Genomic DNA, 15,215 nt, shown 5'->3' on the forward strand with positions numbered 1-15,215 from the left:
AAAAAATAAACCAATGAAAAATTTAAAAATATTACTGACAATGTTGCTGGCGATGGCGGCGGGTTCCTGTAAAAAGTACCTCGATGTGGTACCCGACCAGGTAGGTACCATTGATAATGCTTTCACCCAACGAAGCACCGCTGAGAAATTCCTGTTCACCTGTTACTCCTATCTGCCCAGGCATGGCGATATGGACGACAATCCTGCATTCAATGCGGGCGACGAAGTATGGTATATGGACCCTATTCGCGATGTGGATGCCGACTACTGGAATATTGCCCGCGGTATGCAGAACGTGGCCAACCCCCTGGGAAGTTACTGGACGGGTAAGAACCAGGGACTAAGATTATTTACCGCTTTACGCGACTGCAACATCTTCCTTGGCGGTATAGACAGGGTGCGCGACATGGAAGCCATTGAAAGGGAACGGTGGAAAGCGGAAGTGACATTCCTGAAAGCCTGTTATCATTTTTACCTTGTTCGCATGTACGGCCCCATTCCCGTCATAAGAGAAAACCTGGCTGTAGGCAGTGCCCCCGAAGACGTGCAGGTGCCGCGGGAACATGTAGATAGCTGCTTCAGTTATATAGTTCGGTTGCTCGATGAGGCCGCTGCCAATGACGCCCTGCCGGCAAAAATCATAGGCACCGAAGGAACTGAGCTGGGAAGGATCACCAAATCGATCGTGCTGGCCATGAAGGCAAAAGTGCTGGTAACGGCTGCAAGCCCGTTATTTAATGGCAACGGTGATTTTGTTTCTCTGAAAACCGGAGGAAAGGATGGCGGCGTTCCCCTCATAAACCCCATAGCCGATCAAAAGAAATGGGAAACGGCGGCCGCCGCCTGTAAAGAGGCTATCGATTTCTGCCATAGTAATTTTTATTCTTTACAGCGATATAATCCGGCATTGAACCCCGGCTGGATCATCAACGATACCATCAAAACACAACTGGGCATCAGGATGGCAGTAACCGAAAAGGAATTCAATACCGAAGTGATCTGGGCCAATACAACAAGCAGGGCCACCGATATACAACGCTGGACGATGCCCATACTGGCCGGTGGTGCGGTAAGCGGCAGCGGGCCAAAAGGCATTCTGGCACCGCCTATAAAAATGGCTGAATTGTTCTATACAAATAACGGTGTGCCCATTACGGAAGATAAAACCTGGGATTATGCCGGCCGGTTTCAATTGAAAACAGCGACGGGCGCCGATACATTTTACATCAAAAAGAATGAACAAACGGTGAAGCTGCACTACGATCGTGAGCCCCGTTTTTATGCCAACCTGGCCTTTGACCGTGGCATCTGGTTCGGTAACTGGATCAATAACCACTCCATCAGCAATATGCTGTTTGTAAAAGCAAGAAGGGCCGAGTTTGCCGCGAGGCAGGGCGTAAGTAATTTTTCGGTTACTGGTTACTGGATCAAAAAGCTGGTAAGTATGGGTACGGTGGGTGCCGCCGATGGCAATGTTACCGGTAGCAATCAAACGCCATATCCATGGCCCGAGATTCGCCTCGCCGATCTGTACCTGTTGTATGCGGAAGCATTGAATGAAGTGAACGGTCCGGGCAATGAAACATACAAATGGATAGATGAGGTGAGGAGCAGAGCCGGCTTGCCCGGCGTAGTTTATAGCTGGGAAAATTTTTCGACCCAAAGTACCAGGCATACATCAAAAGCCGGGTTGCGCGACATCATTCACCAGGAACGATTGATTGAGCTGGCATTTGAAGGGCAGCGGTTCTGGGATCTGAGAAGATGGCGTGAAGCGCATATTGTTTTGAATGCGCCAATCCGCGGCTGGAGCACCGAACAACAGGAAGCAGCCGCCTATTACAAACCGGTAGTTCAGTGGACACAGACCTTTAAGCTGCGCGATTACTTCTGGCCCATTGACCAGGATGAAATACTCAGGAATAAAAAGTTGTTGCAGAATCCCGGCTGGTAATTTTTAAAACACTAAACCTGTTTGCAATGAAACTAAGTAAACATATTATAACAGGCTGCCTGCTGGTTGTAATAACCATGTGCGCCTGTAAAAAAGATGAGCGCAGCCCGCTTTCAAAAGACAAAACAGCGCCTGATCCCATCCGGAACCCACAGGTGACCAACCTGGCCGGCGCCGCATTGATCACCTACACCTTACCCGGTAATGAAAACCTGCTGTATGTAAAGGCGCTGTATACCCTGAACGGGCAACAGAAAGAAGTAAAAGTATCCATGTTCCAGAATAAGTTGCTGGTTGAAGGTTTTGGAAATACCGATGAACGGGTGATTGACCTGTATGCGGTAAGCAGAAGTGAAATAATGTCTGAACCGGTTTCCGTAACTATAAAACCATTGACGCCGCCAATTGTGAATGTGTTCAAATCATTAAAAACCGATTCAACCTTTGGCGGTATCAATGTTAAGTATGTGAATGCCGATTCGGCCAATATTGTATTTGAAGTACTGGTGGTCGATTCGGCTGGCGACTGGCAGCATGTTGACTTTAATTATACCAGCATGAAACAGGGCGCTTTCAATATCCGCGGCTTTCCCCCGGTTGAGCGTACCTGGGGTATTTATGCCAGGGACCGTTGGGATAATCACAGCGATACATTGAAAGTGAAAATAACGCCGGTTTACGAGGAAGCGCTCGATAAAACCAGGTTTAACGATGTGCGAAACAGTTTTGCCGGCTTCATCCCGCAATTCGATCCACTGCCCAATTCGGGTTTGAATATGGTGAATGCCGTGGATTATTCCGGCAGCTATCCGATGAGAAATTTGTACGACGGTAACCATACCAGCATGTTCCATACAAAAGAAAAATATGATCTGCCGGTATGGATACCCATCGACCTCGATAAAAGCGGCGCTTCAAAATTTGTGCTTAGCCGTTTTAAGATATGGCAGCGCACCGGAGCATATATTTTCAATCATGGCAACCCGCATCATTGGGAAATATGGGGCACCAACAAACCGAATGTGGTAAGCACCGATCCCAATAACACCGATCCCAACACCGGTTGGGTAAAACTCGGTGAGTATGTAATGACCAAACCATCGGGCTGGGAAGTAGGTCAGAATTCAAATGAAGATGTACAGGCCGCCGCCGGCGGGCAGGAGTTTGAATTGCCCAATGGTATACCGGCTGTGCGCTATATAGGCTGGAAAAATATCGACAGCTGGGGTTCCATCGACGGATTTACCGGGTTCTTTCATTTGTTCGAATTATCGATCTGGGGACAGAAAAAGTAAATATAGGGTGGCGCCGGGTGGGCCGCCTTCAAGGGGCGGCTCACCCTGAGGAGGCATCTCAATTTTTAATCGGCGTATTAACCAAATCAAATGTATGCGAGTAAATAATTATTATACCTACCAGTTCTTCATAACTGTCTGTTTTGTATTGCTGATGGCATGCAGCAAGATGGACGATACCTATGATGACTTTATTAAAGACGGAGAAATTGTATACATCGCCCGGGTTGATTCTGCCAGATCGTATCCCGGCAACAACCGCATGGGCCTCTCGATGCTGCTGACCGCCGACCCGCGCATCAGTAAAATAAAAGTGTATTGGGATGCAGCCGGACAAACCGATTCTACGGAAAAAGCGGTACAGCGATCTCCCGGGATTGATACCGTCAGGTTCTCTTTCGACAAACTTCCCGAAGGCACCTATACCTTTTACATCTATAGCCATGACAATGCCGGGCACCGGTCGGTAAAAACAGATGTGATTGGAACGGTATATGGCGAAAAGTATATTGCCCAGTTAGTAAACCGAACTATCAAAAGCAGTACTTATGATGATATTGCCAAAACCGCTACGGTTAAATGGTTTGGAGCAGGCGCCGATATAATTGGTGAAGAAATTATATATACCGATCTGCAGGGTTCGGTAAGAAAACAATATTACAAACATGCAAGTGTGGCAGATAGCATCTGCCTTTTGCCCGATTACAAACAGGGGGACAGCTTTCAGTTCCGGACTTTGTATAAACCGGTACCCAATGCCATCGATACTTTTTATTCTGGTTATGAGAACCGGTTGGTACCCTGACTATGACATCGTTCTTTCCGATACAGTTAGTTAAAACAACGGAGGCGGCGGTCGTGCCGCTTCCCCTTATTTACGCAATCGTTCCCGGAAATGTTTCTGCCAAAATAGTTGAATGAATAGCGAACTGTCGGTGCAAAGCCTGTCACAATAATTGGTTAGTTGCATTAGGAAAACCAGGCATGTTACAAGCTGGTACTTTTACTGATGCATATGAAAAGAATTGCTATTGGTGTAGCCTTATTATTCGGTATGATCAGGGTGAATGCATTGCCAGTGATCGATATCGATATTACCCGTTATGGAGCGGTAGGTGATGGCAAAGTACTAAATACGATCGCTATTCAAAAAGCTATTGACGATTGCCATCGGCAGGGTGGTGGTAAAGTTGTTTTTCCCGCAGGCGCCTGGCTGTCGGGCACTATTGTATTAAAAGATAACGTAACGCTGCGTTTCAATAAAGATGCACGGCTGCTGGGCAGCACCAATATAAATGATTATCAAAATATTGACCCGTTTACCGATGGGCTGGGCATCGACGTGGGTTGGGCATTGCTGGTAGCGGTTGATGCAAAACACATAGTCATCGAAGGCGAAGGGGCTATCGACGGGCAGGGCGCCAGATTAAAAGAACAGCAAATTGCAACCGATACCCGGCCCGAATCGGAGCGATGGGGCCGCAGGCCGTTTTTAGTGCGTATTGTACGGTGTGAAGATGTAACGGTAAAAGGCATAACGCTTAATTATGCAGCCGCGTGGACCTCGCATTATTTTCAAAGCAAAAATGTACATATTGAAAATGTAAAGATCGTAAGTCATGGCGTAGCACACAACGACGGCATCGATATAGATGGTTGCCAGAACGTGCAGATAAAAAATTGTGATATCATCAGTGGCGATGACGCGCTTTGTTTTAAGACCACCTCCAGTAAAATGGCCTGCCGCAATATTGTAGTTACCGGTATGCGATTGAAAAGCAACCAGGGCGCCATAAAAATGGGTACCGAGTCAATGGCGCCGTTCGAAAATATTACGATCTCCGATTGCTATATCTATGACACTAAAAATGGCGGCATAAAATTATTGACGGTCGACGGCGCGCATTTACGCAATGTGCACATCTCGAATGTGAAGATGGTTGACGTAAGAACGCCTATGCTGATCCGCCTCGGATCGCGTTTGAGTGTTTTTCGAAAAGGAAAGGATGTGCAGCAATCAACAGGTACACTTGAAAATGTTGTAATAAAGAATGTAAAAGCAAAAGCATCGGCCAACGCCCAGTTAACACCTCCCTCGGGCATTTTGATCACCGGCGTACCCGGCCATTACATCACCAATCTTACGCTCGAAAATATCGAGATCGACCTGGCCGGCGGCGGTACGCCGGAACATGCGCGGCAGCATGTGCCCGAGGCTGTTGATAAATATCCCGAAGTAAAAACATTTGGCCCGCGGGCGCCCGCTTATGGCGTATGGGCCAGGCATGTGAAAGGGTTAACCCTGGCGAATATCACCCTGCGGCTCGATAGCAACGACCGGCGGCCGGCATTTATCTGCGAAGATGGAAAAGATGTGGTCATTTCGGGTTGCAATATCCCTGAAACATCCGGCGCCGCCGCCATCATTCGCCTCGAAAATGTTGAACGGGCTCATATCAGTAAGGTGAAAGTAAAAGGAACGGCCGATGCCCTGGTTGGTGTGGAAGGAAACAGCAGCGATATAAAACTGGGAAAGAATAACACGCCGGGCATCAGGAAAAAAATACAATCGGCTCCTCCATTATAAAGGAAATAACCACTATACTTTTTTCACCAAAACAGTTGCTATATGAGAAACGAAGTAATACACGATAAAGCGCCTCCTGTTGCGTAGAACCCTCACCGGCCGCATACCCTGTGATGATTGCTCTATTTCTTAAATAGTTAAATAATGCTGTATGTTAAAAACTACGAACCTGCAACGCAGCGGGAATGGGGTCCCCATGCCTCAACGAAAGACCTTCCTGGTCTTATGTATATTTTTTTATTCATTGCTGGTAGCTAACCTCACGCACGCACAGGTACCGGAAAATGAAAAAACCGTCACTATACAAGGCACCATAAAAAATGAAAGCGGAGCGCCCCTGTCAGGCGTTTCTGTAGTTGTAAAAGGAACCACCAATGGAACTACTACAAAAGAAGATGGCGCTTTTCAGATCGTAGCCCCGGTGAACAGTACGCTGTTTGTTTCAATGGTGGGATATGTAAATAAGGAAATACCTGTGGGCCGCACCGGCCAGGCCGGCCTTGCCATTGCCCTGAGCGCTGATAAACTCGAAATGGATAAGGTAATTGTAGTGGGATATGGTACGCGGCGGAAATCCGATATTACCGGTTCAATTGTTTCCATCAGTGAACAATCTATCAAAGATGTTCCTTCCTCCAACCTCGCTGCTGCCATCCAGGGGCAGGGCGCCGGTATAGATATTCAGCGAAGCGGTGCCAACAGCAAACCCGGCGCTACCCCCAATATCCTCATCAGGGGTTCGCGATCGTTAGGCGCCAGTAATTCACCGTTGATCGTTGTAGATGGTATTCCGTTCAACGGCAATATCAATGATCTTAACCAGGATGATGTGGCCTCGGTTGAGATCCTGAAAGATGGTTCTTCTACGGCCATCTATGGTTCACGCGGCGCCAACGGGGTAATACTGATCTCTACCAAACGCGGCAAAACCGCCAAACCCGTCTTTACCTACAGCGGATATGTGGGCAGCAGCCGCCTCACCAGAAAATTCCCGGTAATGAACGCCGCTGAATTTGCCGATCTGAAGAAATGGGCCAATATCATTGCCAACCCGGGCAGGTATACCGGTCTCGACGATCCGCTGTTCCTCACCAACGGTGTGTTTGACCCCGCTGAAGTAGAAGGAATAAAGACAGGCCGCAATACCGACTGGCAAAGCCTGATCTACAAAACAGGTATCATAACCGATCATCAGCTGGGTGTAACCGGCGGTTCCGATAAAACACAATACGCTGTGTCGGCTGGCTACTTTAACCAAACAGGCATTTATCATGGACAAAGTTTTGAACGATATACCGTCAAACTGAGTATCGACCAGCAACTGGGCCGGATGTTCAAAGTAGGCCTGAACTCGTTGAATACCTATACGGTAAGAAAGGGAGAAAGCGCCAACCCCATGGCGCAGGCGCTTCGCGCCAGTCCGCTCGCTTCCCCATACGATAGCGCCGGTAATATCCTGAACACCTATGTTCCCGGAAGCGCCAACCAGGTGTGGAACCCGTTGGCCGACCTGATACCCGGTGCAGCGGTAGAGAACAGGAAACGCCTCGGAACATTTACTACCATGTACCTCGAAGCGAACCTGGTAAAAGGATTGAAATACCGGCTGAACGCCGGCGCTGAGATCAGGACGGATATTTATGGCAACTTCTACTCCGATAAAACCAGTTTCAGGGTTAACCAGGGCGGCTCCGCATCCAGTAACAGAACCAATTTATCGAACAACTATACAATAGAAAACCTGCTTATTTATGATGCTGTCGTAGCGCAGCGGCATAAAATAAATTTTACCGGTTTGTACAGTCTGCAGGAAGTAGCCTCGCAGCAAAACCAGTTCGACAATACCAATATTCTCGCCGATTACCTTGCATATTTCAACCCCACCTATGCGTCGAACCTGAAAGGAAGCGGCAGCACATCCAAAGCGGATATCCTTTCTTATATGGGCCGGTTGAACTATGGCTTTGATGATAAATACCTGTTTACGTTTACCATTCGCGCCGATGGTTCATCGCGCCTGGCCGAAGGAAACAAATGGCATTCATTTCCCTCGGCCGCTTTTGCCTGGAATGTAAGCCGGGAGAATTTCATGCAGCATATCACTGCCATCAGCAACCTGAAATTCAGGGCCAGCTACGGCAGCGTAGGGCAGCAGTCGATCGATGCCTTTCAAACGCTGGGTCAATTGAGGGGCCTTGTTTATAATTTCGGCGGCACCATGGTTACCGGCGCTTATTTAAGTTCTACCGTTAACCCAACGCTCACCTGGGAGTATACGAAAACCGCCAACCTTGGAATTGATTTTGGTTTATTGAGCAATCGCATCACCGGTTCAATTGAAGTATATAAAGCGTCCACCAATTCATTGTTATTACCGCAAACATTGCCGCCTACTTCGGGTATTCCAAACCCCATCGTTAGCAATGTTGGTAAAACCGAGAACCGGGGCATTGAGATACATGTAAGCACTACCAACATTCAGGCGAAATCGCGCAAGGATTTTAACTGGACCAGCGACTTCAACTTCTTTATCAATCGCGGAAAAATAACCCAACTGTCGGGCGACGTAACAAAAGACGTGGCCAATGGCTGGTTCGTTGGCCAACCGATCGATGTGTATTATGATTATAAACGCTTAGGCATCTGGCAGAACACTGCTGAAGATTCAGCCGCCGCAAAAGCATTGGGCTTATCGGTATCGGGCAATTCATCGGTTATAGGAACCATAAGGGTGGCAGACATCAGCGGTGCCGACGGAAAACCCGATAGCCGCATCAATGCTACGCACGACAGGATAATAGTAGGCACCAGCCAGCCCAAATGGGAAGGCGGCACCACGCAGCGTTTTGCTTTCCGCGGTGTTGATCTTACGGTAGTGGCGTTTGCAAGATGGGGTTATACCATGAACAGCAGTTTGTATGGCGGTGGTTTTGTAAATACCTACCAGGGTACCTATAACAATGTAAAAACAAATTACTGGACACCCCTGAACCGCGAGCCCTGGAATCCCAAAGCAAATGCCAATGCCACCAACCCATTGAACCGTTCGGTAATGAGTTATTTCGACGGCTCGTTTGTAAAGATCAGGAGCATAAGCCTGGGTTATAATCTCGAGCCGGCATTGGTAAAACGCATGGGGGCGCAGAACTTCCGGGTATACGCTACCGCAGCCGATCCCTTTATTTTATTCTCGCCATATCGCAGAGCAGGCGGAATTGACCCTGAAGGATCGGGAACGGTAGGTATCGATACCCCACCTACGTGGTCGCTGATCTTTGGCGTTAACATGTCGTTTTAATTTTTACCATCCAAACAGTGAATTATGAAAAAGATATTCATATACTGCAGCTGTCTGCTATTAGTTGCAACCGGTTGCAATAAGAAACTAAAGGAGGAACCCAATTCCATTCTGGTACCGGCATTTTTTCAAACCAGCCAGGGCTTGCAGGCCGGTCTCGATGCCGCCTATGGCGGCATGCGCAACTTTTGGGGCGCACAGGAATTGTTTACCGCTACGGTAATAGGCACCGATGAGTTCATGCGCGGGGTAGACGGCAACAGTGATATTAATTTGTATAGCTATACCTCAACCCATGGCACCCCTACCACGTTATGGCGGGCTGCCTATGTTTTCATCAATACCTGCAACGGGGTCATCGACAATGCCGATAAAGTTGAGCTGCCTGCCGCTACGAAAAACAAGATGGTGGCCGAAGCTAAGTTCCTGCGGGCCAACCTTTATTTTATTCTAGTACAGTTCTGGGGCGATGTTACGTTGAATAGTAATTTTCAATCGGAAGCTGTCACATCGGCAAAGCGCGACCCGCTGAAAGATGTATATGATCTTATAGAACAGGACCTGAAAGATGCGATTGCGGTTTTACCTGCAGGCCCCAAAAGCAATGGCGTGCTGCCCGGTAAAGCAACTGCGGTAGCTGCAAAACATGTACTGGCAAAAGTGTATTTAACCAGGGCCGGTTCGGCGGCAAAAAAAGCCGATGATTACCAGAACGCATATAACACAGCGGTAGATATCATCGACACCAGGGCGTCGCTTGGCTTGAATTTGGTAGCCGACTTCGGTAAGATCTTCGCCGAAGGGAACGAGGAGAATGAGGAAGTGCTTTGGAGCGTGCAGCACACAACGAACATCGCTTACAACGGACCGAACAACAGTGGCATTTCAAACTTCAGTGCCGATAATGTATTGAACCATATGTGGGTTGGCCAATATGAAAAGCGGCCGGGTATGATCCGCAGCACACCGTATGGCCGTCCGTATATCCGTTGCGTTCCCACGCGCTGGGTAACCGATACGGTGTTTAAAGAAAAAGTGAACGACACCCGTTACAGCAAAACATTTCAAACGGTATGGTATGCCAATAATCCCGATCCAAAAGGGTATCCGGTATGGCCCAATCCATTACCGGCCGGCGCCCCTGCAGGCGCGGTTTCCGGTCAGCCGAAATTTAAGTTTGGCGATACCGCTATTTATATGCCCGGCGTGGATGCAGGCGATGCAGCGATCGCGGCAGCGCCTTACCTGCTGGTGCCGCCGCGTAAGTATGATAATACACTGTCGGCAACCATGATGAAATATTTCGATACGAAACGGGCCGATCTCAATTCGCCTTCGGTGCGGCCGGTGATCGCTTTCAGGCTGGCAGAAACTTACCTGATGGCTGCTGAAGCCGCCTTTATGCTGGGTAATATGACCGATGCAGTGAAATATATAAACGCGGTGCGGGAAAGAGCTGCCTATCCAACGGGCAATGCAGCGGCCATGGATATATCGGCGGCTGATCTTTCAATAGATTTTATACTCGATGAACGTACCCGCGAACTGTGCGGTGAAAATGTACGCTGGTGGGACCTCGTGCGTACCGGTAAATTATTACAGCGGGTGCGGTTGCATAACAAGGAAGCGGCGGCCAATATCATCGACAGGCATGTGTTACGGCCCATTCCGCAGGCGCAGATCGATGCTACCACTACAGGCGATCCGTATAACAATAGTATGTATTTTCCATTATGGAATTAATCCCTGTTCCCGTGCGTCATTGGCGCGTAAACGTTAGGGCCGAAACAATACGGCTGATGGTGAATAAAGTTACCTGTTGACTAGTATAACCGGTTTTGGGGGTACGTCAATAAGAAGAACAAGAACTGTAAAAAACAAGATACATGAATAGAACGATCAAATGCCTGTTACTGGCAATTGGCATTGTGCAATTGCCACCCATTATTTGCGAGGCGCAATCAAAGAAAGCAAAGGCGGAGAAATGGCCGGCCGGTACTTCCCCGCAGGAAGTAGGCAAACGGGTGGCGGAACACTTTGTGGTAACGCCGCACACGAATTTTGGCCGGTCAACCCCACCCAAAGTGATCACGTACCCCGAAACCTGCACCTGGTACGGCGCGCTTACGTTCGCCAGGCAAACCGGCGATAAAGAACTGGCGAAAAAACTGGCGCAGCGGTTTGAACCCCTGCTGGGCGCACAGGATACGCTGATACCCAAACCCGATCATGTCGACTATACCGTGTTCGGCGCAGTACCGCTGGAATTGTACATGCAAACGAAAGATAAACGATACCTCCGGTTAGGGCAGGGTATTGCCGATAAACAATGGGGACCGCCCGAAGGACCGCGCGTAAAACCGGAGTCGCATGAATTCTATAACAAAGGCTACACCTGGCAAACGCGCATGTGGATAGATGATATGTTCATGATCACCGCCGTGCAGTCACAGGCTTACCGCGCCACCGGTGATAAAAAATACATTGAACGCGCTGCGAAGGAAATGGTGTTGTACCTCGATTCATTGCAAAGACCCAACGGGTTGTTTTACCATGCGCCCGATGTGCCCTATTTCTGGGGCCGCGGCGATGGCTGGATGGCGGTTGGTATGGCTGAATTGCTTCGCTCGCTGCCTAAAGACAACCCCAACCGCGAACGCATTATGAAAGGGTACAAAAGCATGATGGCCTCCTTACTTACCTACCAGGCTGAAAGCGGCATGTGGCGGCAACTGATCGATGATGAGGCATCGTGGCCCGAAACATCCTGCACCGGTATGTTCACCTTTGCCATGATCACCGGTGTAAAGAACGGCTGGCTCGATGCTGCCACCTACGGCCCCGCCGCCCGTAAAGGCTGGCTGGCATTGGTCTCATACATCGATGAGCATGCCGATGTACACGAAGTGTGTGAAGGCACCAATAAAAAGAACGACCGGCAATACTATCTCGATCGTAAACGCAATATCGGCGACCTCCACGGCCAGGCGCCTATTTTGTGGTGTGCTACGGCCTGGTTGAGATAGGGGTTAGTTGATTAGTTGACGAGTTTACTGGTTGACAAGTTGACAAGATGGGTCGCCCTCCGAAGGGCGGCTCACCTTATTACTAAAGAGAAGCCTCTTACTGATGGCCCACCTAAAACGCGATCGCTTCATGAAAAATACTTTTTGTTTAATAGCATCGATCATATGCTTTACGGCTTTATCCGCACAACAAACCGACCTGCCGGCACAGCACGACCGCTGGAAGATAATGCCCGATGGCAGTATTGAATGGACAATTGATAACCGCCTGCCGCATAACGAGCATTTGGAAATGAGCGGTGAAAAAGTGGCGTTGTGGGTACAGTACGGGGTGAATGAGAACGGGCAGTCGGCTGTAAACCGCACCATGGTATTTCCCACCTTCCGCCTGTTACCCGTGCGCACCATTGCCAGTATGATGTACAACGTTACAGATGACGAACTACCCAGGTTCCTGGTCAACGACAAATTGTTAAAGGCCGGCGTATACAATGCTGCTGCCGTAACCGGCCTGCCTGAAAAAGTGACCGGCATAAGGCAAAAAGGAATTTTACAGATCAGAAGCGAAATAGGGAAAGACCGGACTTTACTGTTACAACGTACCCTTTTCCCTTCAACAGATAAACCCGTGGCCATTGAAAAATGGGTCTTCACCAATGCAGGAAAACAACCGGTAAAAATTGAAATGGAATACCTGTACAGGGAAACAAAACCGGCAATGGCGCGAACTACGCCTGTGCAACACCGCTTTGTTGTCTCTACCCTGAATGAAGGCCTGAGAACCGTGGCGCCGGGCGATTCCGTGCAATTCGCCATACTTTATCAGGCGCTCAATAAGAACAACCCGCTGGCCACTATCGACGTTAACCACGAACTCGACGCCAGGCAGGGAAGGTTGTCGAACATTGTATCCCTCATGCAGCTGGAAACGCCAGACCCCGTTCTGAATACGGCATTTGCCTTTGCGAAAATGCGGGCAACGGAAAGTATTTATAAAACAAAGGGCGGTTATTTACACGGGCCGGGCGGATTGCGATATTACGCTGCTATCTGGGCGAATGACCAGGCTGAATACATTAACCCTTTCTTTGCCATGCTGGGCGATGAGGTGGGAAACCAGTCGGCCATGAATGCTTACCGGTGGTTTGCCCGGTATATGAACGATGAATATAAACCCATTCCCAGTTCCATAATCGCCGAAGGCGATGCTACCTGGCATGGCGCCAAAGACAGGGGCGATATGGCTATGATAGCCTATGGGGCCGGCCGTTATGCATTGACGTATGGTAATATAGATTCGGCAAAAGTATTGTGGCCGCTTATTGAATGGTGCCTCGAGTATGAGAATAGAAAACTGAACGAACATGGCGTAGTGGCCAGTAATAGCGATGAACTGGAAGGACGCTTCCCCGCCGGTAAAGCCAACCTGAATACCAGCATCCTGTATTACGATGCGCTCAGGTCTGCGGTTATGTTGGGTAAATTATTATCGGTTCCCAAAACACAAACAGAAAAATATGCAAAGCAGGCGCAGGCAATGCGAATGAACATCGATAAATTCTTTGGCGCCACCGTGGAAGGGTTCAATACCTATAGGTACTATGAAGGTAATGACACGTTAAGGGCCTGGATCTGCTCTCCATTGATCGTAGATATCTTCGACAGGAAAGCAGGCACCATCGCGGCTTTGTTCTCTCCGCGTTTATGGACGGCAGACGGCCTCGCTTCCCTGGCCGGCAACACTACTTTCTGGGACCGCTCCACATTATATGCATTGCGTGGCGTGCTGGCTGCCGGTGAAACGGAAAAGGCGATGACCTTCCTGCGTTATTATTCGCAAAGAAGGTTGTTGGGTGAACATGTGCCTTATGCCGTGGAAGCATACCCTGAAGGAAACCAGCGGCATTTGTCGGCCGAGAGTGGTTTGTATTGCAGGATCTATACGGAAGGGTTGTTTGGCATTCGCCCCACAGGCTTCAACGGTTTCGATTGTACGCCGCGGTTACCCAATGGCTGGAACCGGATGGCATTGCGCAATTTGCATTCATTTGGGAATGTGTTCGATATAGTGGTGAGCAGGGCCGGCGCCGGCAGGCTGAATATTAGCATAAAAAAAGATGGCAAAGAGAAAAACTATTTAATAAAAGAAGGCGCCACACAAAAGGTCCTGCTTTAGCTGTTCCAATTGATTGTAAAAGGCCTGTAAGGGTCGATCGCCGATCGACCCTTACAGGCCTTCGCTATTTTACGCCGGCAGCCCATGCCGGTTTCAATGTTGTTGCCATTATTTCGGTCAGCACATTTTTAAGGGCAGCCCGGGGTGCTATATTTTTATAGCATATATCCTTATCTGCAATAATATTATTTTTGCAGGGTAACCAGCATTAGCCCGGCCGCGTTTCGCCTTGCACAATATGGATTATCAACAGCTAAGTGATGCACAATTGCTTGAATCGATCAGAGGGAATGATACCACTGCTTTTAAGGTCCTGTACGACAAGTATTGGGAAGAGCTGTACATAAAAGCCTGCAAACGTGTGGATAAAGATGAAGCGAAAGACATGGTGCAGGAAGTAATGACCACTTTGTGGCGCCGCCGCAACGATGTGATTGTGCATGACGACGGTCAAATTGCCCGTTATCTTCATACTGCCATTAAATACCGCGTGATCAGTCATTACGCTTATTCCGCCAACGAGGTCCCCAATAGCGATCTGTTCGATGCATTGAACAGCCAGGAATTTGCAAATGCACTTGAAACGAAGGAGTTAAGTGAACTGCTTGAACAGGAGATCAGCCGTCTGCCGCCGCGGATGCAACAGATCTTCAGAATGAGCAGGGAAGATGACTTCTCCATCACTGATATTGCGCGCCAACTCAGTTTGTCGGAACAAACCATTAAGAACCAACTGACCGAGGCGCTGAAAAGGATCAGGGAATCCATTAAACAAAACGATTACGGCGACTGGGTTTTTGTTTTTATCCTTTTACACTACGCTTCTCATTAACCGCTATCTATCCTCATTTTAACAGTGCTAAAGAATATTAGCACCGC

At 48.7% G+C, this 15,215-nt stretch carries 9 protein-coding genes; all 9 read left to right on the forward strand.

What is annotated here, in order from left to right:
- The first annotated feature begins 13 nt into the window (after positions 1-13).
- A complete protein-coding gene (locus A4R26_RS05155) occupies positions 14-1,954 on the forward strand; it encodes a RagB/SusD family nutrient uptake outer membrane protein (protein WP_081161623.1) in 1,941 nt (646 codons plus the stop codon).
- 26 nt (positions 1,955-1,980) lie between these two features.
- A complete protein-coding gene (locus A4R26_RS05160; RefSeq protein ID WP_081161626.1) occupies positions 1,981-3,249 on the forward strand; it encodes a DUF5000 domain-containing lipoprotein in 1,269 nt (422 codons plus the stop codon).
- 94 nt (positions 3,250-3,343) lie between these two features.
- Positions 3,344-4,054, forward strand: a complete 711-nt coding sequence (locus A4R26_RS05165; RefSeq protein WP_081161628.1) for a DUF4998 domain-containing protein — start codon at positions 3,344-3,346, stop codon at positions 4,052-4,054.
- A gap of 210 nt (positions 4,055-4,264) precedes the next feature.
- Positions 4,265-5,836: a glycoside hydrolase family 28 protein gene (locus tag A4R26_RS05170; protein ID WP_107685801.1), complete on the forward strand. Its 1,572-nt coding sequence runs from the start codon at positions 4,265-4,267 to the stop codon at positions 5,834-5,836.
- A 151-nt stretch (positions 5,837-5,987) separates the two neighbouring features.
- The gene (locus tag A4R26_RS05175) at positions 5,988-9,134 is read left to right on the forward strand and encodes a SusC/RagA family TonB-linked outer membrane protein (protein WP_081161634.1); all 3,147 of its coding nucleotides are present in this window, start codon (positions 5,988-5,990) and stop codon (positions 9,132-9,134) included.
- Positions 9,135-9,158: 24 nt separating this feature from the next.
- A complete protein-coding gene (locus A4R26_RS05180; RefSeq protein WP_081161637.1) occupies positions 9,159-10,877 on the forward strand; it encodes a RagB/SusD family nutrient uptake outer membrane protein in 1,719 nt (572 codons plus the stop codon).
- Between the two features lie 143 nt (positions 10,878-11,020).
- Positions 11,021-12,160 carry a glycoside hydrolase family 88/105 protein gene (locus A4R26_RS05185; protein WP_081161639.1) on the forward strand — a complete coding sequence of 380 codons (1,140 nt, stop codon included), beginning with the start codon at positions 11,021-11,023 and terminating at the stop codon, positions 12,158-12,160.
- Positions 12,161-12,290: 130 nt separating this feature from the next.
- On the forward strand, positions 12,291-14,336 hold the full coding sequence (locus A4R26_RS05190) for a glucosidase family protein (RefSeq protein WP_081161641.1): 2,046 nt from the start codon (positions 12,291-12,293) through the stop codon (positions 14,334-14,336).
- A gap of 238 nt (positions 14,337-14,574) precedes the next feature.
- Positions 14,575-15,168 (forward strand): RNA polymerase sigma factor, encoded by a 594-nt coding sequence (locus A4R26_RS05195; RefSeq protein ID WP_081161644.1) that lies wholly within the window; start codon positions 14,575-14,577, stop codon positions 15,166-15,168.
- Positions 15,169-15,215 lie beyond the last annotated feature (47 nt).

This window comes from Niastella populi (assembly GCF_002078015.1).
GTDB classification, from domain to species: Bacteria; Bacteroidota; Bacteroidia; order Chitinophagales; family Chitinophagaceae; genus Niastella; species Niastella populi.